At 71.5% G+C, this 18,784-nt stretch carries 14 protein-coding genes; 3 read left to right on the top strand and 11 right to left on the bottom strand.

Annotated elements, in window-relative coordinates; genetic code table 11:
• Nucleotides 1-43: 43 nt before the first annotated feature.
• The 8 genes from hutI to OMP39_RS08330 all read right to left on the bottom strand — a co-directional run bounded on the left by hutI (nt 44) and on the right by OMP39_RS08330 (nt 10,800).
• Nucleotides 44-1,279 (bottom strand): imidazolonepropionase, encoded by a 1,236-nt coding sequence (hutI, locus tag OMP39_RS08365; protein WP_264891296.1) that lies wholly within the window; start codon nt 1,277-1,279, stop codon nt 44-46.
• Nucleotides 1,280-1,296: 17 nt separating this feature from the next.
• Nucleotides 1,297-2,286: a formimidoylglutamase gene (gene hutG / locus OMP39_RS08360; RefSeq protein WP_264891295.1), complete on the bottom strand. Its 990-nt coding sequence runs from the start codon at nt 2,284-2,286 to the stop codon at nt 1,297-1,299.
• Nucleotides 2,286-3,833, bottom strand: a complete 1,548-nt coding sequence (gene hutH / locus OMP39_RS08355; protein ID WP_264891294.1) for a histidine ammonia-lyase — start codon at nt 3,831-3,833, stop codon at nt 2,286-2,288. The genes hutG and hutH overlap by 1 nt, the downstream gene beginning before the upstream one ends.
• On the bottom strand, nt 3,830-5,515 hold the full coding sequence (gene hutU / locus OMP39_RS08350; protein WP_264891293.1) for a urocanate hydratase: 1,686 nt from the start codon (nt 5,513-5,515) through the stop codon (nt 3,830-3,832). Before hutU ends, hutH begins: the two co-directional genes overlap by 4 nt.
• 648 nt (nt 5,516-6,163) lie before the next feature.
• Entirely contained in the window at nt 6,164-7,030 is an 867-nt protein-coding gene (gene nadC / locus OMP39_RS08345; protein WP_264891292.1) for a carboxylating nicotinate-nucleotide diphosphorylase, read from the bottom strand.
• Between the two features lie 25 nt (nt 7,031-7,055).
• On the bottom strand, nt 7,056-8,168 hold the full coding sequence (nadA, locus tag OMP39_RS08340; RefSeq protein WP_264891291.1) for a quinolinate synthase NadA: 1,113 nt from the start codon (nt 8,166-8,168) through the stop codon (nt 7,056-7,058).
• A 236-nt stretch (nt 8,169-8,404) separates the two neighbouring features.
• Entirely contained in the window at nt 8,405-9,715 is a 1,311-nt protein-coding gene (locus OMP39_RS08335) for a hypothetical protein (RefSeq protein ID WP_264891290.1), read from the bottom strand.
• 191 nt (nt 9,716-9,906) lie between these two features.
• Nucleotides 9,907-10,800, bottom strand: a complete 894-nt coding sequence (locus tag OMP39_RS08330) for an AraC family transcriptional regulator (RefSeq protein ID WP_264891289.1) — start codon at nt 10,798-10,800, stop codon at nt 9,907-9,909.
• A gap of 110 nt (nt 10,801-10,910) precedes the next feature.
• On the opposite strand from OMP39_RS08330, the gene OMP39_RS08325 reads away from it, so the two are divergent.
• The 3 genes from OMP39_RS08325 to OMP39_RS08315 all read left to right on the top strand — a co-directional run bounded on the left by OMP39_RS08325 (nt 10,911) and on the right by OMP39_RS08315 (nt 14,934).
• Nucleotides 10,911-12,164 carry an MFS transporter gene (locus OMP39_RS08325; RefSeq protein WP_264891288.1) on the top strand — a complete coding sequence of 418 codons (1,254 nt, stop codon included), beginning with the start codon at nt 10,911-10,913 and terminating at the stop codon, nt 12,162-12,164.
• A gap of 119 nt (nt 12,165-12,283) precedes the next feature.
• Entirely contained in the window at nt 12,284-13,987 is a 1,704-nt protein-coding gene (locus OMP39_RS08320) for a thiamine pyrophosphate-binding protein (RefSeq protein ID WP_264891287.1), read from the top strand.
• 41 nt (nt 13,988-14,028) lie between these two features.
• Nucleotides 14,029-14,934, top strand: coding sequence for a cobalamin-binding protein (locus tag OMP39_RS08315; RefSeq protein WP_342454849.1), 906 nt, complete (start codon nt 14,029-14,031; stop codon nt 14,932-14,934).
• Between the two features lie 120 nt (nt 14,935-15,054).
• Here the strand turns inward: OMP39_RS08315 and OMP39_RS08310 are convergent, their stop codons facing one another.
• From OMP39_RS08310 to OMP39_RS08300, 3 genes are read right to left on the bottom strand one after another with little or no spacing between them, the layout of a single operon-like run.
• A complete protein-coding gene (locus OMP39_RS08310; protein WP_264891286.1) occupies nt 15,055-15,885 on the bottom strand; it encodes an ABC transporter ATP-binding protein in 831 nt (276 codons plus the stop codon).
• Nucleotides 15,882-16,877 (bottom strand): FecCD family ABC transporter permease, encoded by a 996-nt coding sequence (locus OMP39_RS08305; protein WP_264891285.1) that lies wholly within the window; start codon nt 16,875-16,877, stop codon nt 15,882-15,884. Before OMP39_RS08305 ends, OMP39_RS08310 begins: the two co-directional genes overlap by 4 nt.
• A gap of 17 nt (nt 16,878-16,894) precedes the next feature.
• Nucleotides 16,895-18,757: a TonB-dependent receptor domain-containing protein gene (locus tag OMP39_RS08300; RefSeq protein WP_264891284.1), complete on the bottom strand. Its 1,863-nt coding sequence runs from the start codon at nt 18,755-18,757 to the stop codon at nt 16,895-16,897.
• Nucleotides 18,758-18,784: the final 27 nt, after the last annotated feature.

The raw sequence follows: 18,784 nt of genomic DNA, 5'->3' as shown, positions 1-18,784 counted from the left end.
GTGCGAGGAGGCCCGCACCTCCGATTCGCCGAATAGCGCGCCTTCAGCGGGCCAGATCCAGCCGGCCCCCGCGCCAGCACGCAGCCAGGGGCCGGTGGCCGAACTGGCAGGCCAGGTCCCGGGGGTGGTCGATGTCCCACAGCGCGAGGTCGGCACGCAGGCCGGTCGCGATGCGGCCCACCTCGTCTTGCAGACCCAGCGCCCGCGCCGCATGACGCGTGACGCCCGCCAGGGCCTCCGCGGGCGTGAGGCCGAAGAAGGTGCAGCCCATGTGCAGCATCAGCAACAGCGAGGTGCAGGGGCTCGTGCCGGGGTTGCAGTCGGTGGCGAGCGCCATGGGCACGCCGTGCTCGCGCAGGGCTTGCACGGGCGGCAAGCGCGTCTCGCGCAGGCAATAGAAGGCCCCGGGCAGCAACACGGCGACGGTGCCCGCAGCCGCCATCGCTCGCACGGAGGTTTCGTTCGTGCATTCGAGATGGTCGGCCGAGAGCGCGCGATGGTCGGCGGCGAGCTGCGCCCCGCCCAGGTCGGAGAGCTGATCCGCATGGAGCTTGACGGGCAGCCCGCGCTGCGCGGCAGCCTGGAAGACCCGCCGCGTCTGCTCGGGCGTGAAGCCGATGCCTTCGCAGAACGCGTCCACCGCGTCGATCCAGCCCTCGCGGTGGAGCGTCGGCAGCATCTCGCCGCAGACGAGGTCGATGTAGTCGTCGGCCCGGCCCTGGAACTCGGGGGGCAGGGCATGGGCGCCGAGAAAGGTCGTGCGCACCGTCACGCCCTCGCGCTCGCCAAGCCTGCGCGCGGCCTGCAACATGCGCCGTTCGGCGGCCAGCTCCAGCCCGTAGCCGGACTTGATCTCCACCGTCGTCACGCCCTCGGCCATGAGCGTTCGCAGGCGAGGGGTGGCGGCGGCGATGAGTTCGTCGAGCGTGGCTTGGCGGGTCGCCCGCACTGTGGAGACGATGCCGCCACCGGCGCGCGCGATGTCCTCGTAGCGTGCGCCTTGCCAGCGCAGCTCGATCTCCGCCGCCCGGCTGCCAGCCCACACGAGATGCGTGTGGCAGTCGATGAGGCCGGGCGTCAACCAGCGTCCCTCAGCGTCGAACTCGGGCAGGGCCCGGTGGGGTGCCGGCACTCGCGCGGCCGGTCCCACCCAGGCGATGCGGCCATCCTGCACGGCGACGGCCGCGTCGCGGCACTCGCCCCAGCCGGTGGCGTCCGCCATGGTGGCGAGGTGCACGCGGCGTATGAGCCAGGAGCGGGTCTCGGGCGTGGAGTTCATCGGGCGGCTCTCCTGTCTCAAGGGCTGCGTGCTCCGCAGTGAGCTTGCGCCACCTGCCACACGAGGCGGGCGGCGGTGCGGGCCGTGCGCTGGTCGATGTCCAGCCGGGGGTTGAGCTCGGCCACGTCGGCCAGCCGCAGCCGGCCGCAGCCTGCGACCGTCTGCACCAGCGGCTCGATCACTTCGATCGCGACGCCGCGCGCGGCCGGTGCGCTGACGCCCGGCGCCGTGGCGGCGGGCAGCACGTCCAGACAGACGGTGAGGTACACGGCGTCGAAGCCTTCGAGCCACTGGGCCAACTCCGCGCGCAGGGCCTCCAGATGGAGCAGGGTCATCTGCTCGTCCAGCGTCCACTGCACGCCGAGCGAGCGCGCGGTGTCGAACAGCGCTCGGGTGTTGGCCGCGCGCGAGACTCCCAGCACGCGGTAGTGCGCGTCCCAGCCGTGCGCGCGAGCATGCTCCAGGGCCTGCAGGAAGGGTGTCCCGGAGGTGGCCTGCACGTCGCGGCGCAGGTCGAAGTGGGCGTCGAAGTTCACGATCGCCAGCCGCCGGGCGCGACCCGACTGGAGCAGCGATGCGAGGCCCTGGTAGCTGGCCCACGCGATCTCATGACCGCCTCCCAGACCGATCACGAGGTGGCCTTGGTCGAGCAGGCGCGCGGCCCGCTCGGCATAGCGGCTCTGCGCGGCTTCGAGGTCGCCGTCGAGGCACGGCACGGTGCCCGCGTCGATGAGGGGCTGCGCCGATGCGGCCGGCAGCGACGCCAGGGCGCGGCGCAGCGCGAGCGGCCCCTCGGCCGCCCCGGCGCGGCCCTGGTTGCGGCGCACGCCTTCGTCCGAGGCGAGGCCGAGCAGGGCCACGCCCGCCGCGGCTGAGCCTCCAGGTGCATCGCTCCAGGGCTGCACCACTTGGTGCCAGCGCCAGCCGGCTTCGCCGTCGGCGGCATCCACACGGCCTTTCCAGGGGGTCCGCCAGTCTTCGCCGGGGGGCGGGGTGGGGCCGGGCATCACGGCTCGCTCCAGGAGGGCAGCACCCGGCCCGCGTAGCGGGTGAAGCCGCCTGCGTCGATGAGTTGCTCCACCGCGGCGATGTCGGGGGCGAAGACGCGGTCCTGGTCGTAACGCGGCACCTTGCTGCGGATCAGCGCGTGCGCCTCCTCCAGCGTGCTGGAACTGCGCAGCGGGCGATGGAAGTCGATGCCCTGCGCCGCCGCCAGCAGCTCGATCGCGATGATGTGGCGCACGTTGGTCGCCATGTCGGCCAGCTTGCGCGCGGCGAAGGTGGCCATGCTGACATGGTCCTCCTGGTTGGCCGAGGTCGGCAGCGAATCGACGCTCGCCGGGTGCGCGAGCGTCTTGTTCTCGCTGGCCAGCGCGGCCGCGGTGACGTGCGCGATCATGAAGCCCGAGTTGACGCCCGGCTCCTGCACCAGGAAGGGCGGCAGCCCTGAGAGGCTGGCATCGATGAGCAGCGCGATGCGCCGCTCCGAGAGCGCGCCCACCTCGGCGATGGCCAGCGCAAGCGTGTCGGCCGCGAAGGCGACCGGCTCGGCGTGGAAGTTGCCGCCGGAAAGCACCTCGCCGGTGTCCGCGAACACGAGCGGGTTGTCCGACACCGCGTTGGCCTCGGTGACGAGGCTGGCTGCCGCTTGGCGGATGACGTCCAGGCAGGCGCCCATCACCTGAGGCTGGCAGCGCAGGGAATACGGGTCCTGCACGCGGTCGTCGCCCACACGGTGCGAGGCGCGGATCTGGCTGCCCGCGAGCAACGCGCGGTAGAGCGCGGCAACGTCGATCTGGCCCCGGTGGCCGCGCACGCGGTGGATGCGATCGTCGAAGGGGTCGTCCGAGCCCTTGGCCGCGTCCACGCTCATCGCCCCGGCGACGACGGCGGCGGCGAACACCTGCTCGGCGCGCAGCAGTCCCATCAGTGCGATGCCGGTGGAGACCTGCGTGCCGTTCAGGAGTGCGAGGCCTTCCTTGGCTTCGAGCGCGAGGGGGGCGAGTTGCGCCCGCCGCAGCCCCTCGGTGGCCGGCACGATGCGCCCGTCCATGCGCACCTGCCCTTCGCCGAGCAGCGGCAAGGTCAGGTGCGCGAGCGGCGCCAGGTCCCCCGAGGCGCCGACCGACCCCTGCGACGGGATGCAGGGCCACACCTGCGCGTTGTAGAGCGCCACCAAGGCGTCGAGCACCTCGGGGCGCACGCCCGAGTAGCCCCGGGCCAGCGATGCGATCTTGAGCAGCAGGATGACGCGCACCGTGTCGTCGTCCAGCAGCGGCCCCACGCCCACCGCGTGCGAACGCACGAGGTTGGTTTGCAGCTGCGCGAGCTGGTCGCGCGCGATGCGCACCTTGGCAAGCTTGCCGAAGCCGGTGTTGATGCCGTAGGCCGGTGCGTCACCCTCGGCGATGCGCCGCACGACCTCGGCGCTGGCCGCCACCGCAGCCCGGCATTCGAGATCCAGCTCGATCGGGATGAAGCCCTGCGCCACCTCGCGCAGTGTGGGCAGTTCCAGCCGGCCGGGGTGCAGCGTGAGCGTGGAGGCGGGCATCATGCGCGGTCGTCCTGGAAGAGCATGGGCAGGTGCAGGCCGTGGCGTCGCGCGCACTCCTGGGCGAGCTCATAGCCGGCATCGGCGTGGCGTACCACGCCCAGGGCCGGGTCGTTCCACAGCACGCGCTCGAGCCGTCGGTCGGCCTCGGGCGTGCCGTCGCACACGATGACGACGCCCGCATGCTGAGAGTACCCCATGCCGACGCCGCCGCCGTGGTGCAGGCTCACCCACGTGGCGCCGCCGGCGGTGGCCGTGAGGGCGTTGAGCAGCGGCCAGTCCGACACGGCGTCGGAGCCGTCACGCATCGCCTCGGTTTCGCGGTTGGGGCTCGCCACCGAGCCGCAATCCAGGTGGTCGCGGCCGATCACGATGGGGCCCTTGAGCTCGCCGCGACGCACCATCTCGTTGAACGCGAGGCCGGCCAGATGCCGCTGCCCCAGGCCCAGCCAGCAGATCCGCGCGGGCAGCCCCTGGAACGCGATACGCTCGCGGGCCTGGTCGAGCCAACGACGCAGGTGAGCGTCTTGCGGGAAGAGCTCCTTGACCTTGGCGTCGGTCTTGTAGATGTCCTCCGGGTCGCCGGAGAGGGCCACCCAGCGGAAGGGTCCTTTGCCCTCGCAGAAGAGGGGGCGGATGCAGGCGGGGACGAAACCGGGGAAGTCGAACGCGTTCTTCACGCCTTCGTCGAAGGCGACCTGGCGGATGTTGTTGCCGTAGTCGATGGTGGGCACGCCCATCTCGTGGAAGGCGAGCATCGCGCGCACGTGCTCGGCGCACGAGGCCGCCGCCGCCCGGGCGAGCCGCTCGCGCTCGGCCGTGCCGCCGTGGCGGGCCGCTTCCCACTGCTCGACCGTCCACCCGCGCGGCAGGTAGCCGTTGAAGAGGTCGTGGGCCGAGGTCTGGTCGGTCACCGCATGGGGGCGCGGCCCGCCCGCCCGGGCCCGCTCGACGAACTGAGGCAGCAACTCGGCGGCGTTGCCCAGCAGCGCGACGGAGGTGGGCTGGGTCGCACGTTCGAGGATGCCCAGCGCTTCGTCGATGCTGTGGGCCTTGTGGTCTACATAGCGCGTGCGCAGGCGGAAGTCGATGCGCGACTCCTGGCATTCGACGACGATGCAGTGGGCCCCCGCGAGCACGGCGGCCAGGGGTTGGGCGCCGCCCATGCCGCCCAGGCCGGCAGTCAGGATCCACTTGCCGGACCAGTCGCCGCCGTAGTGCTGGCGGCCCAGCTCGACGAAGGTTTCGTAGGTGCCTTGCACGATGCCCTGCGAGCCGATGTAGATCCAGGAGCCGGCCGTCATCTGGCCGTACATCATCAGCCCCTTGCGGTCGAGTTCGTGGAAGTGCTCCCAGGTGGCCCACTTGGGCACGAGGTTGGAGTTGGCGAGCAGCACGCGCGGCGCATCGGTGTGGGTGCGCAGCACCGCCACCGGCTTGCCGGACTGCACCAGCAGCGTCTCGTCGGCCTTCAGGCGCTCGAGCGTGCGCATGATGGCGTCGAACGACTCCCAGTTGCGGGCGGCCTTGCCGATGCCGCCGTACACGACGAGGTCCTGCGGGCGCTCGGCGACGTCGGGGTCGAGGTTGTTCTGGATCATGCGGTAGGCCGCTTCGATCTGCCAGTTGAGGCAGTGCAGTTGGGAACCGCGGGGGGCGCGCACGACGCGGGGGCCGGATGTCATGGTGATCTCCTCGGTGAGGGGGTGGCCGGAGCTGCTGCCCGCCGGGCGGGGGCTCGGGGGCGCCATGGGTGATGGAGGGCATGATAGCAACTTGTATAGACAGGTCAATACAAGTTCTTGGCCGGAGGGGAGGGGGTACTGCGGCGGGTGGAGCGTCCGGCCGGTGGGGAGCCTGCGAGCTCCGGCCCCATCGCGGTCGGCGACCGAGCGGGGCGGGAGGTGGGCCTCGTCAACACGAGCCAAGTGGCTCACCCGTCAGGACACCGCGAACCAGGGCCTGCGCCCGCAGGCACGCCCACCGGCCTTTGGGGGCGGGGGTGGGGTTCGTAGAGGTGAGGGGGTACTGCGGCGGGTGGAGCGTGCGGCCGGTGGGGAGCCTGCGTGCTTCGGCCCCTCGCGGTCGGCCACCGAGCGGGCGGGAGGTGGGCCTCGTCAACACGAGCCAAGTGGCTCACCCGTCAGGACACCGCGAACCAGGGCCTGCGCCCGCAGGCGCGCCCACCGGCCTTTGGGGGCGGGGGTGGGGTTCGCAGAGGTGAGGGGGTACTGCGGCGGGTGGAGCGTGCGGCCGGTGGGGAGCCTGCGTGCTTGGCCCCTCGCGGGCCGCCACCGAGCGGGGCACGCCCTGACGCGAGGCTCCAGACCGAACTACAGCCGCTCCAGCACCCGCATCGAGTAGTCGACGGCCTTCACATCCTTGGTCAGCCGCCCGATCGAAATCCGGTCGACCCCGGTCTGGGCGATGGCGCGAACCTGGTCGAGCTGGACGCTGCCCGAGACTTCGAGCAGCGCGCGACCCTGGTTGATGGCGACCGCTTCGCGCATCGCATCCAAGGTGAAGTTGTCGAGCAGCACGCTCGCCGCACCCGCCGCCAGTGCCTCGCGCAATTGGTCCAGCGTTTCCACCTCGATCTGGATGTCCACCCCCGCTTGCAGCGCCTGCGCTGCACGCAACGCCTGCGTGACGCCACCGGCGGCTGCGATGTGGTTCTCCTTGATGAGGATGCCGTCGTACAGGGCGAGCCGCTGGTTCTGACCGCCGCCCACCCGCACCGCGTATTTCTGGGCCAACCGCAGGCCGGGGATGGTCTTGCGCGTGTCGAGGATCGCGCAGCCCCGCGGGTTGGGCGAGGCGCCCTCGATCGCCTGCACGTGGCGACGGGTGATGGTGGCCGTGCCCGACAACAGCTGAAGGAAGTTGAGCGCCGGACGCTCGGCGGCCAGCAGGGCGCGGGCGTCCGCCCGCAAGTGGCACACCTCGGTGTCGGGCCGCATCAGGGCGCCTTCCTGGTAGTGCCACTCGATCTGGGCCTCGGGATCGAGCGCACGCACGCAGTCCTCGAACCAGTCGCGCCCGCACAGCACCGCCTCCTCGCGCACCAGGACGCGGGCCTTCACGCGGCGCCCTGCCGGCACCAATCGGCCCGTCCAGTCGCAGCGGCCGATGTCTTCCATCAGGGCCTCGCGCACGTTGCGGGCGCGGGCTTCATCGAGGGTTTCGTTGTGGTCGAACATGAAAAGGGCAAAGCGTGCGATGCGATCAGGCGGCGCCCACGTTGGGCACGAACCCCTGGGCCGGCTTGGCGATGGCGGAGGGATTCCTCGCCACGAAGTCGAGCATGCGTTCGATGCAACCCAGCGCCTGGCTGCGCGTGGGCTCGGGCACCGTGATCTCACCGACGCCGGTCTCGAGGCAGGCCACCACGCCTTGCAGCGCATTCATCGCCATCCACGGGCAGTGCGCGCAGCTCTTGCACGTGGCGCTGCGGCCGGCGGTCGGGGCTTCGAGCAGGGTCTTGCCGGGGGCGAGCTGCCGCATTCGATGCAGGATGCCGTTGTCGGTGGCGACGATGAATTCCTGAGCCTGCGAGCTGATGACCGCGTTGAGCAACTGCGAGGTGGAGCCGACCACGTCGGCCTGCTCGACCACGCTGCGCGGCGACTCGGGATGCACGAGCACGAGCGCGCCCGGGTGTTCCTTGCGCAGCAGTTCCAGTTCCAGGCCCTTGAACTCGTCGTGGACGATGCAGGCGCCGTTCCACATCAGCATGTCGGCGCCGGTCTGTTCCTGGATGTAGCGCCCCAGGTGCCGGTCCGGCGCCCAGAGAATCTTGTCGCCCTGGGCCTTGAGGTGGGAGACGATCGCCAGCGCGCACGAGCTCGTCACCATCCAGTCGGCCCGGGCCTTCACGGCGGCACTCGTGTTCGCGTAGACCACGACTTTGCGATCGGGGTGGGCATCGCAGAAGGCGGCGAATTCGTCCGGCGGGCAGCCCAGGTCCAGCGAGCAGGTCGCGTCCAGGTCGGGCATCAGCACGCGCTTGTCGGGGCTCAGGATCTTGGCGGTCTCCCCCATGAAGCGCACGCCCGCCACCACCAGGGTCTTGGCCGGGTGGTCGCGTCCGAAGCGCGCCATCTCCAACGAGTCGGCGACGCAGCCCCCCGTCTCGAGCGCGAGGTCCTGGATGTCGCCGTCCACGTAGTAGTGGGCGACGAGGACGGCATCGTGGCGTGCCAGCAGCTCCTTGGCCCGCTCCTTGGCGCGGTCGCGCTCCTCGGGCGTGAGGCGCGGGGGAACCTTGGCCCAGGCATGGGCGGTGCAACTCGCGCCGCTCGCATCCTGGCGCGTGTAGTCGTAGATCACTTGTTCCATCGTGGGCTGCCCGGCGGGGCCGGCTGTGGGCGTGAATCGAAAGGCGAAACGTCGAATGCTAGCCTAGCACTGCGCGTCATACCGGGCGGGCGGGATGGTGATGCAGGCCCCCGGGGCGGCGGCGCGATGCCGTGTGCCACGAACATGGCGGCGGCTGCCCGGATGTCAAGTTGCCCGGCGAGGCAGTGGCGGCTGCGATGCAGGCGAGAAACTGGAGGCAGGAAGGGCCCGGCCGGTCAGCCGAGCGACTTCTCCGCCTCCATGATCTTGAAGCGCGCCAGTGCCAGGTTGGTGCGCTGCTTGTCGAGCACCGCGAGCAGGAACACCTGCGGCTGGGCGCTCAAGGTGCGCAGCACTTGGTGGCGCGGCCCCTGGGTGACGATGATCTCCTCGACGCGGTCCGTGGTGCCCAGCGAGCCCGCCTGCCGGCGGTGGGCGCGCAGGACTTCGGTGTGAGTGGCCGCGGCCAGCTCGAGCGGCAGGTCTGGCGCATCGGCTGCCCGTTCGGCCTGCAGAACGAGGCCCGTGGTGGCATCCACCGCACAGCAGCCGAGCATGCCCTCCAACTGCATCAACTGGTTCAGCGCGCGGTAGAGCCGCCCCCCGTCGAGACCGCCGAGGGGTGCGTCCCCCTTCTGCGGAGCCGGGGCGGCAGCTGCGTCCGACGCGCGGTGTTCCTCCGGTGCGACTGCTGCGGCGCTCGGCCCTCCCAGGTCGGCCACGCGGATCGGGTAGGTCCGCTCCCCGTCCGCCGCTGCCAAGGCCATTTCGTCCCACGAGGGCAGTGCCTTCACCTCGTTCCAGGTGTGCAGGATGGCGTTCCAGACGTTGGAGGCGCTGGTCATGGGCTCGGTGCTCACGGCCACGTGCAGGCGCCCCGGCCACGGCAGCGCCCTGATGCGCGACGCGTGGGCCGCCATCGGGGTCGAGAGCATGAAGAGCAGGTGGGGGCATCGCCAGAGCTGCCCGAGCGCCGCCGCGTGCAGCCGGGTGGCGATGTCGTCCAGGGCAGCCACGCTCATGGGCGCGACGATGACGACGGTGAGATGGCTGCTCTCCATCAACGCGATGGGAATCGCCTGGGCCTCGCTGCCGGCTTCGCGCACGTCGGTGTGGTAGATCTTGAGCGGCTCTTCGAGGCGGCGGGGCAGCGCCGTGCGTTCGATCAGGGCGATCGTGGCCAGGGTGTTCTGGCGGCGCAGGTGGAGCCGCTCCACCGGCTGCCCCGAGGCGTCCGAAAGAGCCTTGACCACGCCGGCCGCCCACATGCGGCCCGGGTCGAAGAGGGTGATCTGGCGGCTGGCGGTTTGCAGGTCGGCCCGCGTCTCGGCCAGGTGCTGGCGGATCGCCTGCGCGGGCGAGCCCACGACGAACAGGTCGCGGGTGTGCTTGTCCACCATCTGTCCGCGGTCGTTGACCTCGGTGGCGCTGCTCTCCAGGATCGCGGTGGCGGCGAAATCGGCAGGAGGGGTGTCGGCGCCCCAGCGGCGACCGCGGCCGGGCGGCTCGTTGAAAGGGCCGAGGTCTCCGAACAGGGAAGTGAGCATGACGCACTCCTCGGGAAGGGGGCGGTCGCCGGGCGGCGCCTCGCGGGCCCGGTCGCATCGACCGCAGCGCACCGGCCATCTTCCCCTTCGGCGGTGTGGAGGCAGTGTAGGCCGCCGAAGGGCGCCCGTCAGGCGAGACTGGACGAGCGGCCGTGCGCAGGCGGCCAGTGGTGCGCCGGCGCTCGCCCGGATCAGGCGGTGCTGAAGAAGCGGCTCGGCGGCTCGCCCACGGCGCGGCGCACCATCGCGCTGAAGGCGCTCGGGCTGGCATAACCGAGTTCGGCGGCGATGTGCGCCATCGGCAGCCGGCGGGCCGCCAGTGCCAGCGCCTGCGCGAGCAGCACCTGCTGCCGCCACTGCCCGAAGGTGACGCCCAGCTCCTGTCGGAAGAGGCGCGCCACCGTCCGCGGGCTGGCGCCCACCTGGCGGGCCCACGCTTCCAGCGTCTCGTGGCGGGCGGGCGAGGCCCATACCGCCTCGCACAGCGCCCGCAGGCGCTTGTCGCCGGGCATGTCCACGCCCAGGCGCACCGGCCGGGCGCGGAGCAATTCGTCGCACACCAGCGCGCTCAGCAGCCGCTCGCGCTCCAGCGCGTGCGGCTCGGGGAAACCCTCGTCGTCCGGGCGCGTGTCCAGTTCGAGCACGAGCACGCGAAGCAGGTCCGACACCTCCAGCACCCGGCAGCATTGCCAGCCCGAGTGGTCGTCGAGTGCAAGCGCGCGGGGCGCGCCCGGTGCGAGCGGGACGGAGCGTTCACCCCGGGGCAGGAAGTACACCGTGCGCATGTCGGCGTCTTCGACGACCGTGATGGCGTGCTCCAGGCCCGGGGGGATCCACACTGCACGAGACGGCGGCACCAGGCAGGTGGTGCGCCCGGCGCTCACCCTCAGCACGCCCGAGGCGGAGAAGGTGAGCTGACCCCACGGGTGGGTGTGGGCCAGCACGCGCGTCTCGGCGCTCAGGCGATGCGCCTTGGCGCGCACCGGCCGCTCGGGCGTCGGCGCATAGAGGTGCGGGGTCAGGGGCCCGACGGGGGGTGGGGGTGGGGAGGGTGAGGCGGCGCGCCGCCCCGATGCGGTTGGCATGTTCTCAACACAAGTTGGCCGGCTATCGTAACCCGGACGCCAGCGTCGCGCCTAACATCGGATGAAACTGCCTCTGCGTTCGCCGCCCGGCCTCGGGTGCGCCAGCTCTCATGACCACGACCCCTGCCACCGCCGTTCCCCTGCGCCAGGACGCTCGCACAATCGGGCTGATCGGGCTGGCCCACGGCACCTCGCACTTCTTTCATCTGCTGCTGCCGCCGCTGTTTCCCTGGTTCATCCGCGACTTCCAGCTCAGCTACTCCGAGCTCGGACTGCTGGTGACGGTGTTCTTCGTCGTCTCCGGGGTCGGGCAGGCGCTGTCGGGATTCCTGGTGGACCGCATCGGCGCGCGGCCGGTGCTGTTCGCGGCTTTCGGATGCTTCGTCACGGCCGCGCTGGCCGCTGCGCTGGCCTCCGGCTACACCGGTCTGGTGCTCGCGTCGGTGCTCGCCGGGCTCGGCAATGCCCCATTCCATCCGGTGGACTTCACCATCCTCAACAAGCGGGTGTCGCAAGCCCGGCTGGGTCACGCGTTCTCGGTGCACGGCATCACGGGCAATCTGGGCTGGGCCGTCTCGCCGGTGCTCCTCGTCGGCATCACGCAAGCCACCGGCTCGTGGCGGCTGGCGTATCTCGCGGCGGCTTGCGTGGCGGGTGTCGTCATCGCCGTGCTGGTGTGGAACCGCGATGCCATCGACGACCGCCAGGGCCGCTGGGCCCACCAGGCGCGTCAGGGGGCGGCTGGCCCGGGGGGCACGGAGCACGCGCTGGCGTTCCTCGGGCTGCCCTCGGTATGGCTGTGCTTCTCGTTCTTCTTCTGGTCCACCTGCGCCTTGGCGGCCATCCAGAGTTTCGCCAGCCCGGCGTTGCAGCAGTTGCAGGGCTTGCCGCTGTCGATCACGTCGCTGGTCGTCACCGGGTTCATGCTGTGCGGCGCGGTGGGCATGGTGCTCGGCGGCTTTCTGGTCGGCAAGGTGCGGCGGCTGGAATGGACCATTTCCGCGGCCCTGCTCGGCGCAGCCCTGCTGTTGGTGCTTGCAGGCGCGGGGGCGGCACCCGGCGTCGGGGCGGCCGCCCTGGCCGCACTGGCCGGCTTCGGCACCGGCCTGGCCGGGCCCTCGCGCGACATGCTGATCAAGCGCGCGGCGCCCCCGGGCGCGACGGGGCGGGTGTACGGCATGGTGTACTCGGGCCTCGACCTGGGCTTTGCGGTGGCCGCGCCGGTCTTCGGGGCGCTGCTCGACGGAGGGCGGCCGGCCGGGATCTTCTACGGGGCCGCGGCGGCCCTGGTGATGAGCGTGGCCTCTGCCGCGCTGGTGGGGGCGCGGCAGCGAGCGCGCGTGCCCGCCGCGCAGGCGGCGTGATCCTGGCGTGAACCGAATCTTCTTCGGCGGCCTCTCCGCATAATGGACGCCATCCACAGGCGGGTCGCCCCGAGGCGCCCGTCCATGGCCACCTTCTGCGCACCTTCAGGAGACGCTTCATGCCCGCATCCCGCCTTGCCGGCCACGCCCTCGTCGAAGCCTTGATCGCCCAAGGGGTGGACACCGTCTTCGGTGTCCCTGGCGAGAGCTATCTGGCCGTGCTGGACGGGTTCTACGAGCACCGTGAGCGCATCCGTTTCGTCGCGTGCCGGCAGGAAGGAGGCGCGGCCTTCATGGCCGAGGCGCAGGGCAAGCTCACGGGGCGGCCGGGGATCTGCTTCGTCACTCGCGGCCCGGGCGCCACGAATGCCAGCATCGGGGTGCACACCGCCTTCCAGGACTCCACGCCCATGATCCTGTTCGTCGGGCAGGTGGGCTCCGACGTGCGCGACCGCGAGGCTTTCCAGGAGGTGGATTACCGCGCGATGTTCGGGCCGAACACCGGCGGCTTTGCGAAGTGGGTCGCCGAGGTGGATCGCGCCGACCGCCTGCCGGAATACGTGGCCCGGGCCTTCCACGTCACGATGCAGGGGCGCCCCGGCCCGGTGGTGCTGGCCTTGCCCGAGGACATGCTCACGCAGAGGACTGCCGCTGCGGTGTTGCCCCGTGTCGAGCCGGTGCATGCATGGCCGGCGCCCGATGCCCTGGAGCAACTGCACGACCTGTTGAGGCAAGCCCGGCGGCCGATCGCCATCGTGGGCGGCGGCGGATGGACGCCGCGAAGCGCGGCCGCGTTGCAGCGGTTCGCCGAGAACTGGCGTCTGCCGGTGGCTTGCGCGTTCCGCTTCCAGGACCTCTTCGACAACCGGCATCCGCTGTACGCGGGGGATGTGGGCATCGGCATCAACCCGCGTTTTGCCGACCGTATCCGCGAGGCCGACCTGCTGCTGGCGATCGGGCCGCGACTGGGCGAGATGACGACGGGCGGCTACACGCTCATCGAGGCGCCCCGGCCCAAGCAGAAGCTCGTCCACGTGCACGCCGGGCCGGAGGAACTGGGTCGCGTGTATGCCGCCGACCTCCTGATCCAGTCGTCGATGGCCACTGCGGCGATGGCACTCGAAGGCCTCGAGGCACCGTCACAGGTGTCGTGGGTGGCGTGGGCCGACGAGGTGCACGCGGCGTTCGAGGCGAACCGGGTGTCCACGCCCGTCCCCGGGCCGCTGGACATGGCCGAAGTCGTCAAGACCATGGAGCGCGTGCTGCACGAAAGCGGCCGCGCAGACGCGATCTTCACCAACGGCGCCGGCAACTACTCGGGATGGCTGCACCGGTACTACCGGTACGGCTCGCTCGCCCACACCGGGCGGACCCAGCTCGCGCCCACATCCGGAGCGATGGGCTACGGCGTTCCGGCGGCGGTGGCGGCGAGTCTCCTGCAGCCCGGGCGCACCGTGGTCAACGTCGCGGGGGACGGCGACTTCCTGATGAACGGGCAGGAACTGGCCACGGCCACCGGCTACGGCGCGCGGCCGATCGTGCTCGTGGTGGACAACGGCACCTACGGCACGATCCGCATGCACCAGGAGCGCGAGTACCCTGGCCGTGTGAGCGGCAGCGACTTGTTCAACCCGGACTTCGCGGCGCTCGCCCGGGCTTACGGCTGGCATGGCCGCCTGATTGCCGAAACCGCGGAGTTCGAGCCCGCGTTCCGCGAGGCGCTGGATCGCCGTGAGCCCACGCTGCTGCACCTCAAGCTGGACGCGCAGATCAGCACCAGCCGCGCAACGCTCAGCCAACTGCGGGGGGCGGCCAAGTGCTGAGGCTCGTCTTGGCGCTCACCATCTTCAGGCCTGGGCCCGGCATGATGCGCGCTGTCTGGGGGGCCGTCTGGCTCGTGGCGGTGGCTCTGGCCCCGATGCGTACCGCCGCACAGCAGGTCGAGGTCGTCGACGACCTCGGACAGCGGGTGCGCCTGGCGGCCCCGCCGCGCCGCATCGTGAGCCTGGCCCCCCACGCCACCGAACTGGTGTTCGCCGTCGGAGCCGGGGCCCGGCTGGTGGGGGCGATGGACCACAGCGACTACCCGCCCGCCGCAAGGCGACTCCCTCGCGTGGGCGACAGCCGCTCGATCGACCTCGAGGCCGTCGCGGCGCTCGAGCCCGACCTCGTGATCGTGTGGCCGACGGGCAATCCTCCGAGTCAGGTGGAGCGCCTGGCCAAGATGGGGTTGCCGGTCTACCGAAGCGAGCTGCGGCGCCTGAGCGAGATCGCCGATGCGATGCGCCGCCTGGGCATGCTGCTCGGCGAGGCCGAGGCCGCCGGGATGCAGGCGCAAGCCTTCGAGCGCGAACTGACCGCGCTGCGTCGCCAACAGGAGGCCAAGGCGCCCGTGCGCACCTTCTACCAGGTCTGGCCGCAGCCGCTCATGACGCTCAACGACCAGCACCTCGCGAGCGACGTGATCCGCCTGTGCGGCGGCGTCAACGTGCTCGGGGCCCTGACGCCGCTGGTGCCCACCGTCTCCACGGAAGCGGTCCTCGCTGCCGACCCCGAGCTGATCCTCGTTTCTGCTCCCCCGGCCTCCGCTCAGGCGGCCCAGCAGGTCCAGGCATGGCGGCGGTTCGGGCGCGTGGCGGCGGTGGCCCACGGGCAGGTGAGGGCCGTGGACCCGGACCTGCTCAATCGCCCCACGCCCCGCATCCTTCTGGGCGCGCGCGAGGTGTGCCAGGCCCTGGACGATGCGCGCCGGGCACTGGGCAGACGGTAAAGGCCTGCGCGGCAAGGTGCATCGCCACTCGCCCGTGCAAGCCGCGCAGGCAGCGCCGTCGCGCCGGGATGGGGGACAGCGTTGCGGGACGGGCAGGAGGAAAGGCCGCGGGCGAGCGGCTCACCGGGAGGCGGCAGGCAGGTAATGCCTGCGACCTTCGAGATCGACCGGGACCATCGTCCAGCCGTACGCAGCCTGCAAGGTGTCCGGGCGCAGCACTTCCTCGATGGGGCCGGCGATCCACCGGGGCGCCTCGCGGTCGGTGCACAAGAGGGCATGGGTGCAGCACGCAAGAGCCAGATTGACGTCGTGCAGCGAGAGCACCACGGCGCGGTCGCCGAGGGCCTTCAGCAGTTCGCACACCGCTTGCTGGTGAGGCACGTCGAGGTGGGCGGTCGGCTCGTCCAGCAGCAGCAGCGGCACGTCCTGCGCGAGCGCGGCGGCCAGCGCCACCCGCTGGCGCTCGCCCCCGGAGAGGCTGCGCACGTCCTGCTGCGCCAGGTGGGCGGCGTCGCAGCGGGCGAGGGCGTGCAAGGCGCGCTCGCGATCGTGCGCCGACAACCACCCGAAGCGCCCCGCGTACGGGCGGCGCGCCGCGAGCACGACATCCAGCGCGGTCATGCCGAAGACGTCGTGGTGGTGCTGAGGCGTGTACGAGCGCAAGCGCGAAAGTTCGTGCACCGACCACCGCTCCAGCGGGCGGCCCTGCAGCAGCAAGCTCCCGGCGCTGGGCTGGCACAGGCCGGCCAGGGCCCGCAGCAGGGTGCTCTTGCCACAGCCGTTGGGGCCCAGCACCGCCCAGCGTTCGCCGCGATGCACCGCCCAGTCCAGCCCGGCGAGCAGGCGGCGCGCGCCGGGGCGCAGTTCGAGCCCGTGCGTCTCGAGCAGCGGGCTGGACTCTGCGGCGAAGGGCACGGGCGGGTGGGTGGGCAGGGGCGGGGTCGGTCTCATGCTCGCGCTCCGCTGCGCAGCAACAAGGCCAGGAACGTCGGTACACCGACGAAGGCCGTGATGACGCCCACCGGCAGCTGCACGGGCGCGAAGGCGCTGCGTGCGAGGGTGTCGGCCAGCACCAGGAACGCACCGCCCCCCAGTGCCGCGGCGGGCAGCAGCACACGCTGGTCGTGCCCGATCAGCAAGCGCAGGGCGTGGGGCACGACCAAACCGACGAAACCGATGCTGCCGCCCACCGTGATCGCGGTGCCGGCCGCCAGCGACGCCAGCACGACGACCTGCCAGCGCAGCCGGCGGACATCGACACCGAGCGTGTAGGCCTGCGCGTCCCCGATCAGCAGCACGTTGAGGTCCGGCGCCAGGCGCGCCGCGACGGCGATGCACGAGCCGGCGACCGCCAGGGCCAGGCCGTACCGGTCGGCGCCGCTCAGGTCGCCAAGCATCCAGAACACCATGCTGCGCAGCTCCCGGTCGGGGGCCACCGAGAGGATGAAGCTCACGATGGCGCCGAACCCTGCGCCCAGCACGACACCGATCAGCAGCAACTGCACGCTGGCCGCGGCGCTGTCGGCATGCCGCCGAAACGCACGTGCGCCGAGGAGGAACACCAGTGCGGTGGCCAGCAGGGCGCCGACCGACGCGCCGGCGCCGATCCACACCGCGCCCAGCCCGGCCCACAGTGCGAGCAGCGCGCCCACCGAGGCGCCACCGGAAACACCCAGCACGTAGGGCTCGGCCAGGGGGTTGCGCAGCAGCGCCTGGAGCAAGGCTCCAGCGAGCGCGAGCAAGGCACCGCAGCCGAAGGCCGCGAGCGCGCGCGGCAGACGCAACTCCAGCACGATGTCGGCCTCGGTGGCGCTGCCGCCGCGGGTCAGGGCCTGCCACAGCGCGTGCCCGCCGAGCGGCTGGCTGCCCCAGGCCAGGGCCAGCAGCAGGGCGGCCACGGCCAGCGCAGCCAGGACGGCGAGAGGCCACCACGCGGATCTCATCGGCGCATCACACTTTCTCAGAGGTCTGCCTGCCACTGCAGCCCGACGTAGGCGCTGCGCTCAGCCTGCCGGTAACCGTAGGCCGTCTCGTAGCGCGTGTTGCCCGCGTTTTCGATGCGGCCGAAGACGCTCCATCGACGTCCGATGGACCGGCGCACGGTGAGGTCCACCACCGAGTAGTCGGACAAGGTCTGCGCTGCGTCGGGCCGCTCACCGGTGTGACGCCAGTCGATCCCCAGGCGCCACCCGGCGAGTTCGTGCGACACGGCGAGCGAGGCCAGCGTCTTGGCGCGGCGATTGAGCCTCTGGTCGGTCTCCTCGTCGCGCGGGTCCTGGCGCGTGAGGCTGGCGCGCAGGTCCGTGCGGCCGAGGCGGCCGCTGTACGACAGCTCCACACCGCGGTTGCGTGTGCGGGCGACGTTCTCGAACCGGTTGGTGGCGAAGTCGTACACGAGCTGGTCGCGCAGCCGCGCGCGAAACGCCGTGATGCGAAGCACGTGAACACCTTGCGCATACTGGACGCCCAACTCCTGGTTGCGGGCGTGCTCGGGCCGCAGGTCCGGATTGCCGAAGAACGGCGCGTACAGGTAGCCCAAGGGCGGGGCGTTGAAGGCCGTCGAAGCGCTGGCGATCGCCTTCCACCGCTCCGTCAGTCGGAAGCCGTAGCCCAGGTAGTAGGTCGACTTGGAACCCACGCCCTCGGTGTCGTCGTGTCGCAGGTTGACCTGCACGCTGTGCGGCCCCGCGGTGCCCGAGATGCCCGCGTACAGGGCATCGACGGTGCGGGACTTCTCGTACTCGTCGGTGTCGATGCGTTGGTACTGGCGCGAGACCCCGGCGGTGGCTTGCCAACGCGGTGCGAGCGCCACGGTGTTGTTCCACTGCAGCGCCCGCGTGCGGGTCCGCGCGTCGCTCTCGAAGTCGAACGAGCCGGTTTGCGCGTTGATGTCGCGGTCGCGGAACTCACCCAGCGACAACATGCTCTCCCACGCCTGCGTCCAACGGTTGTCGGACTGCACTTGCACGCTGCCCAGCCGCGAGCGGCGGGTGTGCACGTCGCCGGGCGCATCGAAAGAACTGCCGCTGTCGTACTCGCCACGGCCCTGGCTGGAGAAGGCCCGCAGGCCCAGCGTGTGGCCCGCCGCGACCTCGTGAGACAGGCCCAGCGTCAGGCTGCGGTTGCGGTATCCGTCGTCGTCGGGGTTGGCCGTGGCGAACTTCTTCGCGTCGATGGCGGAGAAGCCGTCCGTCGTCAGGTAGGAGGCTCCCAGCGTCCACGCGGTCGCCGCCTGGCGACCGCCGATGCTCGCGCTGGCCCGCGAGGTGCCATACGAGCCGGCTTCCAGCTGTACGGAGGCGCGCGGCGGTCCTTCGTGACGGCGGGTGAAGATCTGGATCACGCCGCCGACCGCGCCCGAGCCGTAGATGGCCGAGACGTTGCCGCGCACGATCTCGACGCGCTCCACCTGATCGAGCATCAGCTGCTCGATGCTGACCGTGCCGGTGGCGTCCTGCTTGGTCATCGGCATGCCGTCCACCATGATGAGCACCTGCGAGGAACCGGCGCCGCGCATGAAGATCGAGGTTGCGGTGCCCAGCCCGCCGTTGGAAGTGATCTGCAGACCCGCCTCGCGCGAGAGCAGGCTGGGCAGGTCCGGCACCTGCGCGCGGACGATGTCCTCGCGTGAGATGACGGTGGTGTGAGGCAGCGCCTCGGTGAGCGGCTGCGGCAGGCGCGATGCGGTGACGACCACCGTCTCCAGCGGGGATTGGGCGCGGGCGGCGGGCGGGGCGGCCAGGCCGAGACCCAGGGGTACCGCAGCGGACAGGGGCGCGAGCATCCATCGCCGTGCGCGAGGGCCGGAAGCAATGCGTTTCATGGACATGAGCGAGCAAGACGCCCGGAC

It is taken from the genome of Schlegelella aquatica (genome assembly GCF_026013905.1).
Classification (GTDB): domain Bacteria; phylum Pseudomonadota; class Gammaproteobacteria; order Burkholderiales; family Burkholderiaceae_C; genus Caldimonas; species Caldimonas aquatica.
This window is presented reverse-complemented; position numbering and strand designations above follow the sequence as displayed.